The sequence below is a fragment of the Thalassospira sp. UBA848 genome (assembly GCF_002295455.1).
In the GTDB taxonomy this organism is placed as follows: Bacteria; Pseudomonadota; Alphaproteobacteria; order Rhodospirillales; family Thalassospiraceae; genus Thalassospira.
Map to the genome: position 1 here is coordinate 19165 of NZ_DBGS01000076.1, position 20094 is coordinate 39258.

Annotated in this window: 19 protein-coding genes; 11 read left to right on the forward strand and 8 right to left on the reverse strand. The window is 54.9% G+C overall.

The features are described from left to right. Window positions 1-94: 94 nt before the first annotated feature. The 5 genes from zwf (at window position 95) to B2R48_RS10570 (ending at window position 5825) form a co-directional block, all read left to right on the forward strand. Window positions 95-1582, forward strand: a complete 1488-nt coding sequence (gene zwf, locus B2R48_RS10550; protein ID WP_296999994.1) for a glucose-6-phosphate dehydrogenase — start codon at window positions 95-97, stop codon at window positions 1580-1582. Window positions 1583-1666: 84 nt separating this feature from the next. Then, entirely contained in the window at window positions 1667-2386 is a 720-nt protein-coding gene (gene pgl, locus B2R48_RS10555) for a 6-phosphogluconolactonase (protein ID WP_213472340.1), read from the forward strand. A 5-nt stretch (window positions 2387-2391) separates the two neighbouring features. Continuing rightward, window positions 2392-4224, forward strand: a complete 1833-nt coding sequence (edd, locus tag B2R48_RS10560; RefSeq protein WP_296999997.1) for a phosphogluconate dehydratase — start codon at window positions 2392-2394, stop codon at window positions 4222-4224. Beyond that, window positions 4224-5162, forward strand: a complete 939-nt coding sequence (glk, locus tag B2R48_RS10565; protein WP_296999999.1) for a glucokinase — start codon at window positions 4224-4226, stop codon at window positions 5160-5162. Before edd ends, glk begins: the two co-directional genes overlap by 1 nt. 21 nt (window positions 5163-5183) lie before the next feature. Continuing rightward, complete coding sequence (locus B2R48_RS10570) at window positions 5184-5825, forward strand: bifunctional 4-hydroxy-2-oxoglutarate aldolase/2-dehydro-3-deoxy-phosphogluconate aldolase (protein WP_062957916.1); 642 nt, start codon at window positions 5184-5186, stop codon at window positions 5823-5825. Between the two features lie 122 nt (window positions 5826-5947). Here B2R48_RS10570 and B2R48_RS10575 read toward each other — a convergent pair whose 3' ends face one another. Then, a complete protein-coding gene (locus tag B2R48_RS10575; protein ID WP_062957915.1) occupies window positions 5948-6181 on the reverse strand; it encodes a hypothetical protein in 234 nt (77 codons plus the stop codon). Window positions 6182-6330: 149 nt separating this feature from the next. Here B2R48_RS10575 and B2R48_RS10580 point away from each other — a divergent pair, with 149 nt between their 5' ends. The 4 genes from B2R48_RS10580 to B2R48_RS10595 all read left to right on the forward strand — a co-directional run bounded on the left by B2R48_RS10580 (window position 6331) and on the right by B2R48_RS10595 (window position 9204). Next, on the forward strand, window positions 6331-7200 hold the full coding sequence (locus B2R48_RS10580) for a LysR family transcriptional regulator (RefSeq protein WP_062957914.1): 870 nt from the start codon (window positions 6331-6333) through the stop codon (window positions 7198-7200). A gap of 142 nt (window positions 7201-7342) precedes the next feature. After that, complete coding sequence (locus B2R48_RS10585) at window positions 7343-7885, forward strand: sigma-70 family RNA polymerase sigma factor (protein ID WP_297000005.1); 543 nt, start codon at window positions 7343-7345, stop codon at window positions 7883-7885. Next, window positions 7882-8634: an anti-sigma factor gene (locus B2R48_RS10590; protein WP_297000007.1), complete on the forward strand. Its 753-nt coding sequence runs from the start codon at window positions 7882-7884 to the stop codon at window positions 8632-8634. The genes B2R48_RS10585 and B2R48_RS10590 overlap by 4 nt, the downstream gene beginning before the upstream one ends. 123 nt (window positions 8635-8757) lie before the next feature. Continuing rightward, a complete protein-coding gene (locus B2R48_RS10595; protein WP_114129934.1) occupies window positions 8758-9204 on the forward strand; it encodes a DUF7282 domain-containing protein in 447 nt (148 codons plus the stop codon). A 315-nt stretch (window positions 9205-9519) separates the two neighbouring features. Here B2R48_RS10595 and B2R48_RS10600 read toward each other — a convergent pair whose 3' ends face one another. Further along, on the reverse strand, window positions 9520-9798 hold the full coding sequence (locus B2R48_RS10600) for a DUF1127 domain-containing protein (RefSeq protein ID WP_297000011.1): 279 nt from the start codon (window positions 9796-9798) through the stop codon (window positions 9520-9522). Window positions 9799-9972: 174 nt separating this feature from the next. Here B2R48_RS10600 and B2R48_RS10605 point away from each other — a divergent pair, with 174 nt between their 5' ends. Then, window positions 9973-10842: a LysR family transcriptional regulator gene (locus B2R48_RS10605; RefSeq protein ID WP_297000013.1), complete on the forward strand. Its 870-nt coding sequence runs from the start codon at window positions 9973-9975 to the stop codon at window positions 10840-10842. On the opposite strand, the gene B2R48_RS10610 is transcribed toward B2R48_RS10605, so the two are convergent. The 3 genes from B2R48_RS10610 to B2R48_RS10620 are packed head-to-tail and all read right to left on the reverse strand — an operon-like array spanning window position 10843 to window position 13577. Further along, window positions 10843-11877, reverse strand: coding sequence for a nickel/cobalt transporter (locus B2R48_RS10610; protein WP_297000015.1), 1035 nt, complete (start codon window positions 11875-11877; stop codon window positions 10843-10845). Beyond that, window positions 11825-12469, reverse strand: coding sequence for a DUF1007 family protein (locus B2R48_RS10615; RefSeq protein WP_297000020.1), 645 nt, complete (start codon window positions 12467-12469; stop codon window positions 11825-11827). Before B2R48_RS10615 ends, B2R48_RS10610 begins: the two co-directional genes overlap by 53 nt. 10 nt (window positions 12470-12479) lie before the next feature. After that, window positions 12480-13577, reverse strand: a complete 1098-nt coding sequence (locus tag B2R48_RS10620) for a zinc ABC transporter substrate-binding protein (RefSeq protein ID WP_297000024.1) — start codon at window positions 13575-13577, stop codon at window positions 12480-12482. A gap of 282 nt (window positions 13578-13859) precedes the next feature. On the opposite strand from B2R48_RS10620, the gene B2R48_RS10625 reads away from it, so the two are divergent. Continuing rightward, window positions 13860-14693: a hypothetical protein gene (locus B2R48_RS10625; RefSeq protein ID WP_297000026.1), complete on the forward strand. Its 834-nt coding sequence runs from the start codon at window positions 13860-13862 to the stop codon at window positions 14691-14693. Window positions 14694-14782: 89 nt separating this feature from the next. Here the strand turns inward: B2R48_RS10625 and B2R48_RS10630 are convergent, their stop codons facing one another. From B2R48_RS10630 to B2R48_RS10640, 3 genes are all read right to left on the reverse strand, one after another. Next, window positions 14783-16354, reverse strand: coding sequence for a SpoVR family protein (locus B2R48_RS10630; protein WP_213472358.1), 1572 nt, complete (start codon window positions 16352-16354; stop codon window positions 14783-14785). Continuing rightward, window positions 16351-17688, reverse strand: coding sequence for a YeaH/YhbH family protein (locus tag B2R48_RS10635; RefSeq protein ID WP_297000030.1), 1338 nt, complete (start codon window positions 17686-17688; stop codon window positions 16351-16353). The genes B2R48_RS10630 and B2R48_RS10635 overlap by 4 nt, the downstream gene beginning before the upstream one ends. A 174-nt stretch (window positions 17689-17862) precedes the next feature. After that, window positions 17863-19809, reverse strand: coding sequence for a PrkA family serine protein kinase (locus B2R48_RS10640; protein ID WP_062957905.1), 1947 nt, complete (start codon window positions 19807-19809; stop codon window positions 17863-17865). Window positions 19810-20094: the final 285 nt, after the last annotated feature.

The following is a 20094-nucleotide window of genomic DNA, read 5'->3' on the forward strand; positions in this document are numbered from 1 at the left end:
CGGCATCGGCCGTGCCCCGATTGTCTGCCAGGATCGCAAGATCCGGGGTCCCACCTTGGCGACGGGAAGGAAACGTTGGAAGGCTAAGGGCATAATGAAACAAAGGCTTAAGCATCGTATCGCGGATATCGTGATTTTCGGTGGGACCGGAGATCTGGCGCTACGCAAACTTTTTCCCGCACTGTATGAAATGGAACGCACCGGGCGTTTCGATGATGAAACCCGTATCTTTGGCGCATCGCGCAGCGAACATAGCGACGAAGATTTCCGGGCCAAACTGCATGAAGCCGGGAAGAAATTCATTCCCGAGGGTGAATTTGATGCGGAAATCTGGGCGAAATTCGCCAATCGCATCGCCTATGTACAGGTTTCTGCCGGGGATGAAGCCGGGTTCAAGGTCCTGCATGAAAAGCTGTCCGATCAGCCTGATCGTGATCGCGTCTTTTATTTCTCCACCAGTCCGGCATTGTTTGCCGACATGGCCTTTAACCTGAAAAAGGCCGGCCTGGTGACACCGAATTCCCGCGTCGTGCTTGAAAAGCCGCTGGGCCATGATCTGGACAGTTGCCGTGAAATTAACGGCCAGATCGGTGAAGTGTTCGAGGAAAACCAGATTTTCCGTATCGACCACTATCTTGGCAAGGAAACGGTGCAAAACCTGATGATCCTGCGCTTTGCCAACGCGATGTTCGAACCGCTTTGGAACAGTGCGCATATTGACCATGTTCAGATCACGGTCGGCGAGGAAGTCGGGGTCGAGGGCCGCTGGTCCTATTATGACGATGCCGGTGCGATGCGCGACATGGTGCAGAACCATATGCTGCAGCTTCTTTGCCTTGTTGCGATGGAACCGCCCTATGTCCTTGATCAGGATGCGGTCCGCGATGAAAAGGTCAAGGTGCTCAAGGCCCTTCAACCGATCAATGACAGCAACATCGACAGTTCCACCGTGCGCGGCCAGTACCGCAAGGGCGCTGTGGGCGGCAAGGAAGTTCCGGGTTACCTCGAAGAGGAAGGTGCCAATACCGACAGCACCACGGAAACCTTTGTTGCGATCCGGGCCGAACTTGATAACTGGCGTTGGTCGGGTGTTCCGTTCTATCTGCGTACGGGCAAACGTTTGCCCAAACGCCATTCGGAAATTGTCATCCAGTTCCGCGATGTCCCGCACCAGATTTTCCCGCTGGCAAAATCCATGACCAACTATCAGGCCAACAGGCTGGTCCTGCGCCTGCAGCCGGATGACGGTATCCATCTTGTGCTTAATAACAAGAACCCGGGGCCAGGGCTTGTGCGTTTGCGCCCGACGGCATTGAACCTGTCCTTTGCCGAGGCGTTTGGTGGCCGCAGCCCGGATGCCTACGAGCGTCTTTTGCTGGATGCGATTGATGGCAACAACACCCTGTTTGTCCGCCGCGATGAACAGGACATTGCCTGGCAGTGGGTCGACGCTATCCAGGATGCGTGGCAGAACAATCACGTCACGCCCAAAGGATACACCGCCGGAACCTGGGGCCCGTCTGCTGCCATCGCCCTGATCGAACGTGATGGCCGAACCTGGAACGAAGAAGCCGGGTTCTAGAATTGTGCACCCCGGTCCGGGCCGCAATGCTTGGTGCCGGGGGCTTGCGCAGCCGCGCCATGACCCCAACTTCGGGAAGAAGACATGACAAACGAACGCACATTCAAAAGCGGCGATGAAATGCTTGCGGCAATGGTCAAGGAAACCATTGATCGGTTGGAATTTGCCATCGCCACCCGCGGCCACGCCAGTATGGCTGTTGCCGGCGGACGCTTTCCCAAGCCGCTGTTTCAGACCCTTTCACAGGCGCGCCTTGACTGGTCGAAGGTGATCGTCACCCTTGGTGATGATCGCTGGGTCGGTCTTGATGATGATCAGTCCAATGAAAAGCTGGTCCGTGACAACCTGTTTATCAACGAAGCGCAGAATGCCCGCTTTGTGTCGCTGAAAACATCTGACAGCAGCCCTGAAGACGCAGTGGGAACCGTCAGCGCACGCCTGCGCACCGAAATGCACTGGCCGCTTGATATCGTATTTCTGGGGATGGGGGATGACGGCCATACCGCATCACTTTTCCCGTCCTCAACCCCCGAAGCCCTTGATAAGGGGCTTTATCCCAAGCATGGCGAACTGGTTGCTGCTGCCCGCCCGACCGTATCCCCGGTCCCGCGTATCAGCATGACTTTGCCTGCCATCCTCAATGCCCGGTATATTGGGATCCATATTACCGGACAGTCCAAATGGTCGACCTATGAGACCGCGAAAAACGGCACGGAAATCGAAGAGATGCCGGTTCGCGCCATCTTGCAGCAGAACGATGTCCCCGTCGATCTGTGGTGGAGCGCCGAGAACCCGAAAGGCTGAACCCCATGAAACGTGAAATCGAACAAATTACCAAACGCATTATCGAGCGTTCCAAACCAACCCGCGAAGCATACCTTGCCAAGATCGAGGCCGCGGCCTCTGATCGTCCGCATCGCGCGGCCCTGTCATGTGGCAACCTTGCCCATGCATCGGCTGGTTGCGGGGCTGCGGAAAAGCAGCGCATTAACGGCGAAGACGGCGCGAACCTTGGTATTGTGACGTCCTATAACGATATGCTTTCGGCCCATCAGCCGCTGGGCGTTTACCCGGACCGCATCAAAAAGGCGGTGTTTGAAGCTGGCGGCACTGCACAGGTGGCCGGCGGTGTTCCAGCCATGTGCGATGGCGTGACCCAAGGCCGTCCGGGCATGGAATTGTCGCTGTTCTCACGCGATGTGATTGCCATGTCTACAGCCGTGTCGCTGTCGCATGATGTGTTTGACGCTGCCATGTATCTTGGTGTCTGCGACAAAATCGTTCCGGGTCTTGTCATGGGCGCATTGTCATATGGCCATATCCCGGCGGTGTTTGTTCCGGCCGGTCCGATGCCATCAGGCCTTCCGAATAATGAAAAGGCCCGCATTCGTCAGCTTTATGCCCAGGGCAAGGTTGGCCGCAAGGAACTGCTTGAGGCCGAAACCGCGTCCTATCACAGCCCGGGCACGTGCACCTTCTATGGCACGGCGAACTCCAACCAGATGCTGATGGAAGTCATGGGCTTGCATCTTCCGGGGGCGGCGTTCGTGAACCCGAATACGGACCTGCGTGATGCGCTCACCGAAGAAGCCGCAAAGCGTGCGATGCAGATCACCAAGCTTGGCAATGACTATCGCCCGATTGGCAAGATCCTTGATGAAAAGGCGTTTGTGAACGGGATCGTCGGGCTTCTGGCGACCGGTGGGTCGACCAACCATACCCTGCATCTTCCGGCCATGGCACGTGCGGCCGGGATCGAGCTTCGCTGGGATGATTTCGACGAACTGTCGCGTGTGGTGCCGCTTCTGTGCCGCGTTTATCCGAACGGTCAGGCGGATGTGAACCACTTCCATGCCGCAGGTGGCATGGGCTTTGTGATTTCCGATCTGCTCAAGAACGGTATTTTGCACCCGGATCTTGAAACGATTCACACTGGCGGAATGGCGGCCTATGGCACCGAGCCGTATCTTGATAATGGCAAGCTGGCATGGCGTGATGCACCGGAAACCAGCCATGACGAGGAAATCCTGCGTCCGGCTGAAAAGGCGTTTAGTGCCGATGGCGGTTTGCGCATGCTTTCGGGCAATCTCGGCCGTTCCGTGATCAAGGTTTCCGCTGTGAAGCCGGAAAACCGCGTGATCGAAGCCCCGGCTGCGGTGTTTACATCCCAGGAAGAAATGATGGACGCCTTCAAGGAAGGCAAACTGCATCGTGATGTGGTTTGCGTTGTCCGCTTCCAGGGCCCGAAAGCCAACGGCATGCCGGAACTGCACAAACTGACCCCGCCGCTGGGTGTCTTGCAGGATCTTGGCTACAAGGTCGCCCTTGTGACGGATGGTCGTATGTCGGGTGCATCGGGCAAGGTCCCGGCCGCCATTCACGTGACACCCGAAGGCATGATGAATGGTCCGATCGCCAAGGTTCAGGATGGTGATATCATCCGTCTGGATGCCGAAACTGGCGAGCTTTTGCTGAACGTTACCGATGCCGAATTGGCCAAGCGTGACTTTGCGACCTTTGATCATAAGGCAGAACATCAGGATGGCTTTGGTCGCGAGATGTTTGGTGTCTTCCGTGAACATGTTGGTCTGGCTGAACTTGGCGCCTCTGCGGCCTTCCCGGGGGAGGCTGAAGTCGCGTAATGCAGCTGGTTGGTGATATTGGCGGGACCAACGCCCGCTTTGCCTGGCTGGACGAGGCTGGCGATCCCTATACACCCATGACATTGCCGGTGCGTGACTATGCCACCATCGGTGATGCCATGCGCGATTTCATGGCCAGGACCAATTGCACGGATTTGCGTGAATTTGCCGTGGCTGTGGCATGCCCTGCCATGGCTGATACGGTCAAGTTCACCAATAATCCGTGGGTGTTCTCGAAAGAAGCGCTCAAGGCCGAATTTAATCTGGATCGGCTTGTGGTGGTCAATGACTTCACCGGTCTTGCCATGTCTGTGCCCTATCTCGGTGACGAAGACCTGATCACGCTGTTTGATGGTCCGGGCCGTCCGGGGTTGCCGCTTGCGGTGGTCGGGGCGGGCACGGGGCTTGGTGTTTCGGGGCTTTTGCCACACGAAGGCAAATGGCTTCCGATCCAGGGCGAAGGCGGGCATGTATCGCTGCCCGCGATTGATGATCTTGATTACGAGATCGTCAAATTCCTGGGCCAGGAACTTGATCGTGTATCCGCCGAACGTGTGCTTTCGGGTATGGGGCTTGAAAACCTTTATCGGGCGCTTGCCGCGATTGATGGTCTTGATGTCGAACTCAAAACGGCGGCCGAGGTCGTCGATGGTGCTCTTAAAGACGGTGACGCCTTGTGTCTGAAGGTGCTGGACCGGTTCTGCATGTTCCTTGGCGGCGTTGCCGGGGATCTGGTTTTGACCCTTGGGGCCTTTGACGGGGTGTTTATCGGTGGCGGTATTGGTCCACGCATTACCGATTACATGAAGAAAAGTGCGCTCAAGGAGCGCATGATCGCCAAGGGGCGGTTCCGTGATTTGATGAATGATGTGCCGGTGCGCCTGATGACGGCGAAATACCCGGCCCTGATCGGTTGCGCCAAGATTTTAACGGCGTAATCGAAACCTGGAGGAAACTTAATGAGCCTTTCATCGCGTGAAATTCTGTCCAAGGCACCGGTCGTTCCGGTTCTGGTGATCGAAGACGTCAACGATGCCGTGCCGCTGGCCAAGGCGCTGGTTGCTGGTGGTCTGCCGGTGCTTGAAATCACCCTGCGCTCGTCCGCAGCCGAAGAAAGCATCAAGCGCATCATCGCCGAAGTCCCTGATGCGATTACCGGTGCGGGCACGGTTGTGAATGCCAAGCAGATGGAACGCATGGCCGAGATCGGTTGTGCCTTTGCCGTGTCGCCAGGCCATACCGAAGGCCTTCTGAAAGCTGCCAAAGACACCGGATGCCCGTTGCTTCCGGGCGCTGGTACGCCCTCGGAAATCATGAACCTGATTGATCATGGCTATGACATTCTTAAATTCTTCCCGGCAGAACAGCAGGGCGGTGTTTCGATGCTCAAAGCCATTTCTGGTCCACTGCCGCAGGTATCTTTCTGCCCGACCGGTGGCGTTTCGCTGAACAATCTTGCCGATTACCTGGCCCTGCCAAACATCATCACAGTGGGTGGTTCGTGGGTGGCTCCGAAGGATGCGGTCAAGGCCGGTGACTGGGGCAAGATCACGAAGCTGGCACAGGAAGCGACCGACAAGGTAAAGGCGCTGCGCGGCTGATCATCCGTTAGGTTGGTGTTTGATGACACTGATATCAGAAACAAAAAAAGGGACCCAAACGGGTCCCTTTTTTCATCAGGGTAGTCCATGCGACTTTTTCGGTGTCGCAACCGATTCAAGGCCTAGCCTTTGATACGGTCGACATACCAGGTCGAACCGTTGAACTTGCGCTGCAGACCGAGGTCGGCAAGTTCTGCGTGGCTCAGCGAATCCCAACCGTAGCTCGAAGCCTTGTGGGCACGTGCCGGGCCGATCTTGCTGACGATCTGGCCGAAAAGCGAACCAAACGGCATGCGTTTGGTGAACGGGTCGTTCGCGACGTTGAACTGCGGTGCAGCGGAAACCGTGTGTGCCATAGTGGCCTCCTTTGATCTACGGTTGGTGTGTCTTTCGATTTGCGGAAAATGTCATATGCGAAATAAAACGGGAACTACTTTGTTTTGCATAGTATCTGTGCAAAAATGCACGAATATTTGGACTGATTCCAAGGGGTGAGATAACGCATATGAATTGGAACGATTTGCGCTACTTCCTTGTTCTTGCAGAAGAAAATAGCCTGTCTGGCGCCGCGCGACGTCTGCGTAAAGAGCATACCACCGTTGCAAGAAGGATTGAGGCGCTCGAGGGTGACCTTGGAACAAAGCTTTTTGACCGTTTGCCGCGTGGCTGGCAGCTCACTGCGGCGGGCCGGAATCTTGTTCCTGTGGCCGAACGAGTCGAAGAAGAAGCCCTGACATTCGAGCGACAGGCAAAGGGCGATGAAGCCGCCCACGGGGTGGTGCGTATTTCCGTGCCCCCGGTGGCCGGGCGTGTGTTGTTTGCCCCGCGTCTGGCCCGCTTGCTCAAGGCGCATCAGGGACTCGAATTTGAAATCGTCGGGGCCGCCAATGTGGTCAACCTTGCCCGGCGCGAGGCCGATATAGCAGTGCGCATGATCACGCCGCGTGAACCCGGCCTGATCACCCGCAAGCTGGTCGAACTGGGGGTGGGGCTGTATGGCGCGGTCGGCTATCAGGAACGCGTGCCGGAAATGTATTGGGAATTCTGCGGTTACGAAGACACCACCTATGGTGCCTCCAAGCGCGAATGGGTGCGTACGGTCCTTGATCGTGAATTGCCGTGCCGCTTCCGTGCTGATGACACAGAAACCGTGCGACAGTTCATTGCCGCCGGGCATGGTGTTGGCGTGTTGCCCCGGTACTTTGGCGATCAGGACGAGGAACTTGAACTGATCCACGCTGATACTGACGGTCGCAGCCGCGAGAGTGTCTGGATGGTCGTGCATCCCGATATGCGTCGTTCGCCGGGGGTGCGACTTGTGATGGATGCGTTGATCCGGGCCGCAGACAACATTGCCGAGGAATATCAGGTCTGAGTGTGCCGTGGTTTCGTTTGAAGCAAAACTGATCAGGTTGGCGTCAGGCTGCGTACCAACTGTTGGCTCGGGATAAAAATCCCATATTTGTTTTATTCGTGCGGCGGTGCTTGTGCCGGTCTGCATGCAGCTGGCGGTGGCGATGACATCGACCCGGGATTTGGAAAACCTCTTAAGGCAATCAGTCGAGGGCAATACAGATGCCTTCGAGCAGCTTTATAATGCGACCTCAGCGAAACTTTTTGGCATTGTCCTGCGTATCTTGAGAAATCGCGCTCAAAGCGAGGACGCCCTTCAGGACATTTATGTGCGTATCTGGCAAAAGGCAGGGGATTTCGAACCCGGTCGTGCCTCGATCATCACATGGATGGCAACGATTGCCCGCAACCGTGCGATTGATATCGTCCGGCGCCAACGCCCGGAAGCCGATATCGAGGATGCAGATATCGATACGCTGATATCATCCGGTTCTGCATTTGATCAGATGGCGGTTGCAGACGAGATGCGTCAGCTTGAATATTGCCTGAACAATCTTGAAGATGACCGTCAGCAAATCGTGAAGCTGGCCTATCTCGAAGGTTGGTCACGTGCCGAACTGGCAGAACGCTTTGCCCAGCCGGTGGGAACGATCAAGACGTGGCTGCATCGCAGCCTGCGACAATTAAAGGAATGCCTGGGAACATGACGGACCGGGATGACATTGACATGCTGGCGGCAGAATATGTGCTGGGGACTCTCGATCCCGCGCAACGCCAATCCGTTGAGAAACGTCGCAGCCAAGAACCCGAACTTGATCGCGCGATTTCTGACTGGGAAGCGCGCTTGTCGCCTTTGAATGCCCATTATGATCCGGTGGCCCCGACGCGCGATCTGTTTGCCGGCATTCGTGCCCGGATCGAAGGCACCGCACAGGCCGCGACCCAAGCTGCGTCCCAGGCTGCCAGTCAACAGGCGCCCGGCATTGTTGAGTTTGCCAAGCTCAAACGCAAACTGGCCATATGGCGTGCAGGTGCGCTTGGGGCTGCGGCGATTGCGACCAGCATGGTTGTTGTTCTGCTTTCGAACGATGTAAATCTGCCGGTTGAGAACGGGCAGTTTGTTGCCGTTTTCCATCGTGATGACACACAACCGGCCTTTGTCATGAGTGTCGATCTCGAAACCCGCGAAGTCACCATCCGCCCGGTCGAGGCAACCATGCCCGAAGGCAAGACCTATCAGCTCTGGATCGTGACGGAGGAAACCGGGCCGAAACCCAAATCACTGGGTCTGCTTGAAAACATCGCCAATCCGACGACCAAGCAGCTTGGCGGGTTCGATCCGGCCATGTTGCGCAACGCGACCTTTGGCATCAGCTTGGAGCCCGAAGGCGGTTCACCAACCGGTCAGCCAACCGGTCCTGCGATCCATGGGCGTCTGATTTCAGTCGCACAGTAAAAAAATCACCTTTGTTGAAACCCGATTGATTTGGCTGCGTAGCTTCTGTGTGTGTTGAAACACATGACATGAGCGAAGCGCAGAAAACAGCGCGTTCCAGATCAAAAGCAAAGGAGACTTCACATGACCTTCAAGGGCAAAGCAACTGCAAAAGCAACCGGCGTGATCACGGCAATGATGCTAAGTGCCGGGTTTGTTTTCGGCAGTGCCGGTTCGGCAAACGCAATGGGTCCGATGGTCGAAGCCATGGATCAGGATGTTTCGGCTGGCGTGGTGACCGCATCGAAAATCATGGCTGGCGAAAACGGCTGGCTGGTTGTCCATCGCACCGACAGTGATATGAAGCCGGGACCGGTCGTTGGCTATGCACCGCTTAAAAAGGGTGAAAACATGGATGTATCTGCCATCCTGCAGGAACCGGTCAAGTCCGGCGAAATGTTGATGCTGATGGTGCATTCCGAAGCCGGTGGCATGAAAACCGGCGTATTCGAATACACCCTGGGTGCCAAGGAAGACGGCCCGATCAAGCCGGACGGGAAGCTTGTGATGAAGGTTGTATCGGCCAAGTAAGGCACCGATCACCTTATCCATTCAACTGACATCGTTTTCAGCCCGCAAGGTCAACCTTGCGGGCTGTTTCTATTTCCACGTTACGTTTGGTGAAATTCGTCATCACACATGTCGGGAACGCCGGAATTCGGGCAATTTCGACGGATGAACAAAAGGCCCCTGCGCTGCAGGGGCCTTTGTCTGCCTTGAGGGAGGCATCTGCCAACTTGGTAATTGTCTTTCTCCCAGGTTGGCGGCATCAAAGCGTGTCGATTGCCAACGGTTCTGTTCGAAACCGGGCCGCTTTGATGTTTCGGGGGCTGGGTTGAAGAAAAATCAATACCAGCCGCGCGTTTCATACCCGTCACGGGTACGTTCAAGCCCGATGTCGCGGAGTTGATCATCGCTCAGCCGATCCAGCGCAGTTCGACCCTGATAACGCTTGTATGCGACAATCAACGCATCGAGGATCGTCGGGATGATCGCACAAATACCCCGGGTGGCATGGGGGCGCGAGGCAGGGGAGCTCAGGCATTGTGCGAGCATCTCCGACGATGACTTGTTCGACAGCTGACCAACGACGGGATGACATTTGATATGGTTTGATACAGCCATTTTGATGCTCCTTGATCGTGGGGCTTTGTGATGTCGACAAGGTTGCCATGCGCAAAAACACAAATGAATTCCGATAAAATGCGCTACAGTTGTGCAAATTTGCGCAATGGTGAAACAACGCTTGCGGCGTTACGCACGCCATGGATTTTGGGCAACCCGTGCCGGGATGGGGTCATGAACTGGAATGATTTGCGTTTTTTTGTCGCTGTGGCAAAGGAAGGAACTCTATCGGGCGCAGCAAGATGTCTTGGCAAGGACCACACAACTGTTTCCCGACGCATAGACGCACTTGAAGAAGATATTGGGGCGCGTTTGTTTGACCGTCTTGCGACAGGCTGGAAGCTGACCGACGCAGGCGAAAACCTTGTGCCGGTTGCCGGACGGATCGAAGAAGATGTTCTGGCTTTCGAACGACAGGCACGCGGGGACGAAACAGCCCACGGAGTGGTCCGGATTGCCGTTCCACCAAGTGCGGGGCGCCTGTTGTTTGCGCCCCGTCTGGCAGAGTTGCTTCGTGATCAGAAAAACCTTGAATATGAAATACTGGGTTCAAGCGTTGTTGCCAATTTGGCACGGCGTGAGGCCGATCTGGCCGTGCGCATGGTACGTCCCGATCAAAGCGGATTGATTGTCCGAAAACTGATCGACTTGCGTTATGCCGTTTACGCGGCCAAGGGCTATACCGACCGTGTACCAAAGGAACACTGGGAATTCTGTGCCGATGGTCGCAATACATTTGGCGATTATCAGCAAGGATGGGTCTGGGATACGCTTGAACGGGAATTGCCCGTGCGGGTAAAGGCCGATGATACCCAGACGGTTCAGGCCTTTGTTGCCACAGGCCACGGGCTGGGTCTGCTGCCGCGCTATATGGCAGATGAAGATGACCGTCTGGAAGTTGTTGCCGACGACAGTCTGGCCGAACTAAGCAAGCCGGTTTGGCTGGTGGTGCATCCTGATATGCGTCGCTCGCCCGGGGTGCGCATGGTGATGGATGCCTTGATCAAGGCAACAGAAAGCATCCCGGCCGCGCATAAATCCTGATTATAACCAGCCCAGTTGTCGGGCAGACGCCAGCAACAGCATCACACCAAACAGGGTGATGATTGCAGCCCCGGCAAAGCCGACAGTACGGCGGATGATTCCAGATGATGTTTCTGACAAGCTAAACAGATGTTGCGTGCCGGTGCGAATGCCAATCGCGGCCAGTCCAATCAGGCTGATGGTAATCGCGACCCCAAGCGCCATGGCAAACGCAGCCCCGACCCCGATCAGAAACATCCCGTTGGCAAGCGTAAACAACAGAACAAGGATCGATCCGGTACACGGGCGCAATCCAGCGACAATACCGGTTGAGATCATCTGCCAGCTGGACTGGGTGGCAGCGAAACTGTCATGGCCGTGATTGTGATGACCGGAAACGCTGTGGTGATGATCATGATGATGGGCGTGATCATGGTGATGCATACCCGGTCCGTGGTGATCGCAGCAGTCATCGCGCCCCTGAAGGATGCGAAGCGCCATCAAGGCGCCCAATGCAGCAATCAGTGCATATGAAACCGCCTCCAGAATAAGGCCGTTTCGGGTGACAGCTGCCGGGCCAAGATTAAGGATCAGGGTAAGTCCACCAACCATGACGATGGCTGATACTGCCTGCACGGCGGCAATCAGGCTGCCCATGGCGACACCCTGTCTCCACCCGGCGTCGCGTGACAGGAAATAGGTTGTGGTGATCATCTTGCCATGGCCGGGGCCCGCCGCGTGAAACACGCCATAGGCAAATGACAGCGCAATGATGACCATGCCCGGCCAAAAACTGTCGCCATTTTTAGCTTCGCGCAGGGTGGATGTGATTTCACGGTTAAGTTTGGTTTGCAGGATCACAGTCTGACCAATAATGCCCGATAACCAGTCGGGCAGGGTGATCAGGCTTTCTTCAGCTGGCTCCGGCGTCGGAGAAGGGGGGCTTTCGCTGCTATCGACGGCCCCGCGCCCCAGAAGGTTTGAAGACTGGGCAAATGCCAGATTACTCGACGAGAACGAAATCGCCAGGAGCAAGGCCGCCAGAACTGCCGCCATCTGCCACCTTGGCCGCGCAAATAACATCGGCACGGACCGGCGCGACAAGGTCAAAATAGATGCGGTTCTTTTCATCTTCGCTCATCTCGAAATGACAGGACAGGCTCTTTGTCCCCGAAAACAGCACGGGATCGACCTGAGTGTAGGCGACATCAATATAATACTCGGCGTCATATACCGACAGACTGATGGCATCCTTCATCGGGTCAAGCGGTGTTTCAAGGGTCAGTTTGAAGTCATAACTTACCCGGCGATCATCGGTGATATCTGCCTGGAAATCGGTTGCGCCAGCAAAGGACACAAGTTCCTCGTTGCGACGCAAATGGGTCAGCCACGAAAACTCTGCAAGGGCGGCAAAGGCATTGTCACGTACGGCGGTGTTTTCATCGCCAAAGAACCGCGTGTCATGGTTCTGGTCGAACTCGTCAATCACGGCCATGCTAAACAGGTCGTCAAACAACCAGCGCACATGAATGGCGGTGATCTTGTCATCCTCAAAAACGAATTCGGCATTCGCGTCGATCCATACATGGGGATGCGCAAATGCCGAAGGGGCGGTTGCCAGCATGGTCATGCCGGCAACCATCGTCATTGAAGCCGGCTTACGAACCGTTACCAAGGCAATCGACAAGGGCGTCGACATTTTGTGCCAGAATGTCCTGATAGGCGTTTGGTCCAGCAGGAATGTCAAAGCCAAGCGGATCAAGCGTGCCGGTCCGGATGCCAGTATCCGAGACAACGGCCTGAACAATGGCCGGGCGGAACTGCGGTTCGGCAAAAATGCACACAGCACCGGTATCTTTGATTTTGTCTTCGATTTCATGAAGGCGTTTGGCTCCGGGCTTCTGATCTGGCGAAACAGTAATCGATCCGACGGCATTCAAACCAAAGCCGGCTTCCAGATACTGATACGCATCATGGAACACGACATAAGGTTTGTCCCGGACCGGTGCAACCTTAGCCTCAAGATCATTACCAAGGTTTGAAAGGCTTGCAAGTAATGTCTGCAGGTTGGCGCGATAGTCGTCGGCATGTTCCGGGTCGATCTCGGCCAGTTCATCGGCAATGGCAATTGCAATGGTTGCGCCATTGGCCGGGTTCATCCAGATATGCGGGTCTATGCCTTCATGTTCATGGTGGTCGACTTCGTGATGGTCATCATGTTCGGCATGCTCATGCTCTTCGTGCTCATGTTCGGCTTCATGGCCGTGACCATGGTCATCGTCATGAGCGACCTCGTCGTGATCGCCATGATCATCATGGTCCGCATGTTCTTCATGCGTATCACCGTCATGATCATGCATATGGCCTTCCCAGGTACCGCCTTCACGCATGTCACGCAGTGCCAGTTCCCTCAGCGAAACCAATTCAAGTTGATGGCTGTGCCCCGAAAGGCTCTGAAGCGGCTTTTCGAGAAAACCTTCAAGCGCGTGTGACACATAGATCACCAGATCGGCGTCACTTAGTGCGCGGGCTTCGCTGGGGCGCAGAGCATAGGTGTGCGGCGAAGATGCCCCGTCAATCAGCAGTACCGGTTCGCCAATATCCTTCATGATGGCGCTCGTGATGCCATGAATCGGTTTGATGGAGGTCACAACTTTCGGGGCATCGTCCCCATGGGCGGTGGCCGACAGCGGAGCGGCAACAACGATCGGGGCTGCTAGCAGAATTCGACGAAGGGCTGGGTACAAGGAAGGCATGTGGCTGGTCCGCTTTGAGGTGTGTTGGATTTTCGATATGCCTTTGTTATGGTATAACATAACAAATGGTCAAGAAGAATTACGGCGGATCGGGAAAATGATCGCCGTTGATCTGTCATTTGGGTGGAATCAATTGTGATTGATGCGTTTTTTTACGATCCGAACTGACCACAAGGGGTGTTTCCAATCGTGGAAATCCCCACCTGACTTAGCAAAGGTAAGTTTCAAAAACTTCGGGGAATAGTTGCGAGCGTAATGTTTTCTTTCAGATGTTTGTGCGGTTTGGCCATTCTTCCCTTCATACTGGCCACGCCCCTGTATGCCGACACATTCAAGTTGCCGCTCCCGGCCGGTAGCGAGACGACCTTTGCCCTTCAAGTAGACTTGCTCGAACTGGCGTTGCAATACGCGCCGGGGGATCACAGACTGGAAATCATCCGCGCAGATCGCTTGTCTCAAAAACGGGGGCTTGCCATGCTTGACGAAGGTCAGGTCGATGTGGCCCTTGCCGGATATAACCGATATGCCGAACGCCACCTGCTTCAGATCGATTATCCCTTGACCAAGGGGTTGCAGGGCTATCGTTTGTTGATCACCCGTGCTGACATGGTCGAAGAATTTGATCGTGTTGAAAGCCTTGAGCTCCTGAAAGATATTTGTATCGGTTCCGGTCACTCCTGGGTTGATACCCTTATCCTCAAACAGGCGGATTTGTGTGTCGTGGAAGGGCCGGGACCTAGCCTTTATGCCATGCTCGAAATGCGCCGGTTCGACGTAATGCATCTGGCAATCCATGAACTCGGAACAGAAAATGTCCAAAGGTTGTTGAGGCAGCATAACCTTGTCGTCTATCCGAAATTGCTGGTGCGCTATCCGTACGATTTCTATTTTTATGTTCGCAAGGACAGCAAACCCGTTCATGACCTGATCGAACAAGGATTTCATGCCGCAACACAGGATGGGGCGATAGACAGGTCTTTTCAGGAGCATCCCGGGATCAGTTATGCACTCCGGTTCCTGAAAGAACATCCAGACTTGCAAATCATTGATCTGGATAACCCGGAAATGACGAATGGCAACAGCGCCAATATCTACCGATACTGGCCCGGGAATTGACCCTGTTAAGGTTCATTGCCTGATCCAAATAAGATTATTTCACCTCGGAAACGAAAAATCTGCATATGTGTTTTGGTGTCGCTGCCTGATCAGGCCGACGTCAAATCATCAGGCGTGTAAGTCGTTTCATGCAGGATTTCGCCGCTCTGATAATCGACAGATTGCAGCGTTACACCATACCCCCACAATTGCCCGATATAGCCCAGTGTCATCTCCGCTTCGGACTTTTCAAGCCGGATGCCTTCATGTTCTGTGTGCTGGATGTAAAGCTGCCGGTTGCCACGGATGTCGACATCAACCACCTGCATGTCCGGTTCGCGGACTGAAACGTCGTGCATGCGGGCAAGTGACCGGCGCACTTTGCGATAGCCGTTGTCGTCATGGATCGCGGCGACCTCAAGATGCGGTGACGTGCTTTGATCATCGATCATGAACATCCGCATGTCGCGCATCAGCTTGGGTGACAGGAACTGCAGGATGAAGCTTTCATCGCGGTAATGCGCCCATGCTTCCTTGAGCGTCTCGACCGGTTCGTTATTGCCGGCAATGTCGGGGAACCATGCACGGTCTTCCTCGGTCGGATCGACACAGATGCGATGAATGTCCTGCATCATGGCAAAGCCAAGCGCATAGGGGTTGAAACCTGAATAACGCTGATCATCATATTCGGCCTGAAACACCACGCGGGAATGGTAATCGATGAATTCCATCATCGCCCCTTCGGAAATCAGGCCCTTGTCATACAGACTGTTCATGATCGCGTAGTGCACATAACACGCACAGCCCTCATTCATCATCTTGGTCTGTTTCTGCGGATAGAAATACTGCCCGATATTCCGCACGATACGCAAAATCTCGCGTTCCCACGCCTGCAGGGTCGGGGCGTTCTTTTCAAGGAAATAAAGCAGGTTTTCCTCTGGCAAGCCGAACTGCGCGCGGCGTTCCTCAACGCGCATTTTGCGTTTGAGTTCATCCATGTCCTGATCGCCCTGATCCGGTTGGGGCAGGGTCCGCCAAAGGTCATTATAGGTCTCGTCCTCATACTTGGCGCGTTCGCGTTCACGCTCAAGCTCGGCGGCAAGGTTGGGTTTTTCTGGTCGGGAATAACGATTGACCCCCTGTTCCATCAGGGCGTGCGCGGCATCCAGGATCCGTTCAACCGCATCAAAGCCATGGCGGTCCTCGCACTTGGCGATATAGCTCTTGGCGAATTGCAGGTAGTCAAGAATGCCTTCGGCATCGGTCCATTGCTTGAACAGGTAATTGTTCTTGAAAAAATGATTATGCCCGAATGCTGCATGCGCCATCACCAGCGCCTGCATGACGATGGTGTTTTCTTCCATCACATAGGAAATGCAGGGGTTGGAATTGATCACGATCTCATAGGCCAGCCCCTGATACCCCTTGCGATACATGACGTCATCGCGCACGAAGCGTTTGCCAAACGACCAGTGGTGATACATCAACGGCATGCCGATGGATGAATAGGCATCCAGCATCTGCTCGGATGTGATCACCTCGACCTGATTGGGATAGACATCCAGCTTAAGCTCGTTAAGCGCGATATCCTCAATCGCGTCATATGTTGCTTTGAGTGTCTCAAAGTCCCAGTCTGCACTGGTGAATAGCAGTTTGTCGGCGGATTTGGTCTTGCTGCTCATCGCGTCGCCTCCGCACGGTTTTTGGCAAACAATTCCCTGAAGACCGGGAAGATATCGGCGGCTTTCGTGACCCGTTTCAGGGCAAATTGCGGATGGGTTGCCGCCAGGGGCGCATAGGCCTTCCAAAGTGCTGTTTCACCTTCGGCGGCGGCAAAAATCTCGGCCTCGCGCTCGTCGGTGATTTCGATATAGGCGTAATACTGGCATTTGGGCAAAAGGTCTTCTGCCAGAAGGGCGGTGCATTTTGCCCCGTCATTGGAATAGTTATCCCCGTCTGATGCCTGTGCGGCATAGATGTTCCACTGATCGGTGGGATAACGGTCTGCCAGAACCTTTTTCATTTCCTCTAACGCGGTGGAAACAATCGTCCCGCCGGTTTCGCGCGAATAGAAAAAGGTTTCCTCGTCAACCTCGGCCGCGCGTGATGTGTGGCGGATAAAGACCACGTCGACATGTTCGTATTTGCGATGCAGGAACAGGTGAAGCAACATGAAGAACCGTTTGGCCAGTTCCTTCATTTGCTCCGACATAGAGCCCGACACATCCATCAAGCAGAACATCACCGCTTGTGTATTGGGATCGGGGATCTGTTGAAACTGGTTATAGCGGGTATCAATCGGATCAATGAACGGGATCGCCTTCATCCGGCGTTTGGCCTCTTCAAGATCGGCCAACAGGGTATGAAGCGTTTCGTCATCCGATTTGGTCAACTTGCCATTCGGGCGCTTTTCCGCCTTGACCTGAAGGGCGGCGATCTTTTCTTCAAGCTCGCGTACTTCGGCCGTTTTCGGGCGACGCAACCCAATGCGCCGTGCCAGTGAATTGCGCATTGTGCGCACAAGGCTAAGGTTGGATGGTGTGCCTTCAACCGAAAAGCCCGCGCGCGCATTTCGAAACGCGGTTGTCTGCTTCAGGCTCTTTTTCAGAAGATCGGGCAGTTCCAGGTCTTCAAAGAAGATATCAAGGAACTCGTCACGGGTAAGGGTGAACTGGAATTCATCCTCGCCTTCACCATCGGGGCTGGCTTTTGATCCGCCAGAACCGCTATCGCCGCCTTGCGGTCGGGCGATGCGATCACCCTGCACGAACTTCTTGTTGCCCGGCAGGACATAGTTGCGGTTGCCCCCACGCCCCATGTGGTGAAAACCCGGTTCCTTTAACGTTTTGCCGGGGATGGTGATTTGATCGCCGCTGCTGATATCGGTAATGCCACGCGATCGGATGGTGTTCTCAACCGCCTTTTTGATCTGGGCCTTGGCACGACGCATGAAACGTTGCCGGTTGCCAAGGCTTTTGCCGGTCGGGTTCTTGCGACGGTCAACAATATAAAGCATGGGCAGTCACATCCTTGCACGGTTCAAAGGCGCGTTGTGCAGATCGTTGTCGCCTTGAATGTCCGCAGGATGTGACATTGGGTGATGGGCCAAAGCCACATCCTGCGGCGAAGAAGCAACCGGGCGGACAAGGGACAAGCCCGCCCGGTCGGGCCGGAAAGACAAGGGGGGAGCTTAACCGGCCTTATTGACGCGCATGTACCATTCGACCAGACGGCGGGTCTGACGTTCGGTATATTTGCGATCAATCATGCGTTTTACGAACTCGTTGTGTTTCTTCTCGGTCTCGCTGTCTTTCTTCGAGCCGAACGAAATCACCGGCAGCAGGTCCTCGACCTGACTGAACATGCGTTTTTCAATCACTTCGCGCAGTTTCTCATAGGACGTCCAGGACGGGTTCTTGCCCTTGTTATTGGCGCGTGCACGCAGGGCAAACTTGACGACCTCGTTACGGAAGTCCTTGGGATTGGCGATGCCTGCCGGTTTCTCGATTTTTGACAGTTCCTGATCAATGATCTTGCGATCCAGAAGCTGACCGGTATCCGGGTCCTTGAAGTCCTGATCCTCGATCCAGGCATCGGCATAGGCAACGTAACGATCAAACAGGTTCTGACCGTAATCGGAATAGCTTTCGAGATACGCCTTCTGGATTTCCGCCCCGATGAACTCGGCATAGCGCGGTGCCAGTTCGGACTTGATGAAGTCCATATAGGCCTTTTCGCGTTCTTCGGGGTATTGTTCACGCCGGATCGCCTGTTCCAGCACATACATCAGATGCACCGGGTCGGCGGCAACTTCGTGCGTGTCATGGTTAAAGGTTTCCGACAGAACCTTGAAGGCAAAGCGGGTCGAAATTCCGTCCATGCCCTCATCAACACCGGCGGTATCGCGGTATTCCTGCATGGATTTGGCCTTGGGATCGACATCCTTCAACGTCTCGCCGTCATAAACCCGCATCTTGGAATACAGGTTGGAGTTTTCATGCTCCTGCAGGCGTGACAGTACCGAAAACTGTGCCAGCATCTTAAGCGTGCCCGGCGCACAGGAACCATGTTCTAGCTCCGATCCTTGCAACAGCTTGTCGTAAATCATGGTTTCTTCGGTCACCCGCAGGCAATAGGGCACCTTGATCACTGAAATACGGTCAATGAAGGCTTCGTTGTTCTTGTTGGCCTTGAATGTTTGCCATTCTGCCTCGTTCGAGTGCGCAAGGATCAACCCCTGGAACGGGATGGCACCGAGGTTCTCCGTGCCGATATAGTTGCTTTCCTGTGTGGCGGTAAGCAACGGATGCAGCATCTTGATCGGGGCCTTGAACATCTCGACAAATTCAAGAATGCCCTGATTGGCGCGGTTCAGGCCACCGGAATAGCTATAGGCATCCGGGTCGTTCTGGCTGAAATATTCCAGCTTGCGGATATCAACCTTACCAACCAGCGACGAGATATCCTGGTTGTTCTCATCACCCGGTTCGGTTTTGGCAATCGCGATCTGACGCAGGCGCGACGGGATCAGTTTAACGACCGAAAACTTGGTCAGGTCCCCGCCAAACTCATCAAGGCGCTTGACTGCCCATGGGGACATCAAACCGGTCAGGCGGCGTTTGGGGATGCCGTACTTATCCTCGATGGCGTCGCCCATTTTGGCCGGGTTAAACAGGCCAAGCGGGCTTTCAAACACCGGGCTGATTTCATCGCCCGCCTTCAGAACGTAAATCGGTTCACGTTCCATCAGTTCCTTGAGCCGTTCGGCAAGTGAACTTTTACCCCCGCCAACCGGGCCCAGCAGATAAAGAACCTGTTTGCGTTCCTCAAGGCCTTGGGCGGCGTATTTGAAGAAGCCGACAATGCGTTCGATGGTTTCTTCCATGCCAAAGAAGTCGGCGAAAGCCGGATAGCGCTTGATGGTCCGGTTCAGAAAGATGCGGCCAAGTCGGGAATCTGTCGAGGTGTCGATCAGTTCAGGCTCGCCGATCGCGGTGATCATGCGTTCAGCAGCAGAGGCATAGGCAGTCGGGTCTTCGCGACACAGATTAAGGTAGTCGCGGATGGTCAGTTCAGTTTCCTGCTTTCCGTCATAGCCTTCCGCATACAGCTCGAAGATATCCTGGTCTTCAGCCATGGCGCGGTCTCCTTTCAAACGTTATCGCACTGTCAAACTTACGTTTCCGGTTTCATTCCTGTTCTTGCGCATTGATGCGTTCTGTCTTGTAGGGCGGCACGATATGCCCGGCCTTGTTTTGGTGGCGTCGGCAAGTCTCCTGTGAAGGGAGTCCGCCAGACGGTCATATTTTAATAAAAGGCGTTCACGATTAATCTCTGGCGGAACATGCCAAGCTTTGAAAATTTGATTGTGCAGTTGCGGCCATTACGCCGTTTTGCAGTCTTGATCAGACTTTTTTGGGCC

Bases quoted from the DNA above. Each gene is read 5' to 3' on its own strand.
- B2R48_RS10570 (WP_062957916.1), top strand. From the start codon at position 5,184: ATGAGCCTTTCATCGCGTGAAATTCTGTCCAAGGCACCGGTCGTTCCG.
- B2R48_RS10635 (WP_297000030.1), bottom strand. From the start codon at position 17,688: ATGCTTTATATTGTTGACCGTCGCAAGAACCCGACCGGCAAAAGCCTT.
- B2R48_RS10610 (WP_297000015.1), bottom strand. From the start codon at position 11,877: ATGGCGGCAGTTCTGGCGGCCTTGCTCCTGGCGATTTCGTTCTCGTCG.
- edd (WP_296999997.1), top strand. From the start codon at position 2,392: ATGAAACGTGAAATCGAACAAATTACCAAACGCATTATCGAGCGTTCC.
- B2R48_RS10580 (WP_062957914.1), top strand. From the start codon at position 6,331: ATGAATTGGAACGATTTGCGCTACTTCCTTGTTCTTGCAGAAGAAAAT.
- B2R48_RS10615 (WP_297000020.1), bottom strand. From the start codon at position 12,469: ATGACGATGGTTGCCGGCATGACCATGCTGGCAACCGCCCCTTCGGCA.
- pgl (WP_213472340.1), top strand. From the start codon at position 1,667: ATGACAAACGAACGCACATTCAAAAGCGGCGATGAAATGCTTGCGGCA.
- glk (WP_296999999.1), top strand. From the start codon at position 4,224: ATGCAGCTGGTTGGTGATATTGGCGGGACCAACGCCCGCTTTGCCTGG.
- B2R48_RS10605 (WP_297000013.1), top strand. From the start codon at position 9,973: ATGAACTGGAATGATTTGCGTTTTTTTGTCGCTGTGGCAAAGGAAGGA.
- B2R48_RS10590 (WP_297000007.1), top strand. From the start codon at position 7,882: ATGACGGACCGGGATGACATTGACATGCTGGCGGCAGAATATGTGCTG.
- B2R48_RS10585 (WP_297000005.1), top strand. From the start codon at position 7,343: ATGACATCGACCCGGGATTTGGAAAACCTCTTAAGGCAATCAGTCGAG.
- B2R48_RS10630 (WP_213472358.1), bottom strand. From the start codon at position 16,354: ATGAGCAGCAAGACCAAATCCGCCGACAAACTGCTATTCACCAGTGCA.
- B2R48_RS10640 (WP_062957905.1), bottom strand. From the start codon at position 19,809: ATGGCTGAAGACCAGGATATCTTCGAGCTGTATGCGGAAGGCTATGAC.
- B2R48_RS10575 (WP_062957915.1), bottom strand. From the start codon at position 6,181: ATGGCACACACGGTTTCCGCTGCACCGCAGTTCAACGTCGCGAACGAC.
- zwf (WP_296999994.1), top strand. From the start codon at position 95: ATGAAACAAAGGCTTAAGCATCGTATCGCGGATATCGTGATTTTCGGT.
- B2R48_RS10600 (WP_297000011.1), bottom strand. From the start codon at position 9,798: ATGGCTGTATCAAACCATATCAAATGTCATCCCGTCGTTGGTCAGCTG.
- B2R48_RS10620 (WP_297000024.1), bottom strand. From the start codon at position 13,577: ATGCCTTCCTTGTACCCAGCCCTTCGTCGAATTCTGCTAGCAGCCCCG.
- B2R48_RS10595 (WP_114129934.1), top strand. From the start codon at position 8,758: ATGACCTTCAAGGGCAAAGCAACTGCAAAAGCAACCGGCGTGATCACG.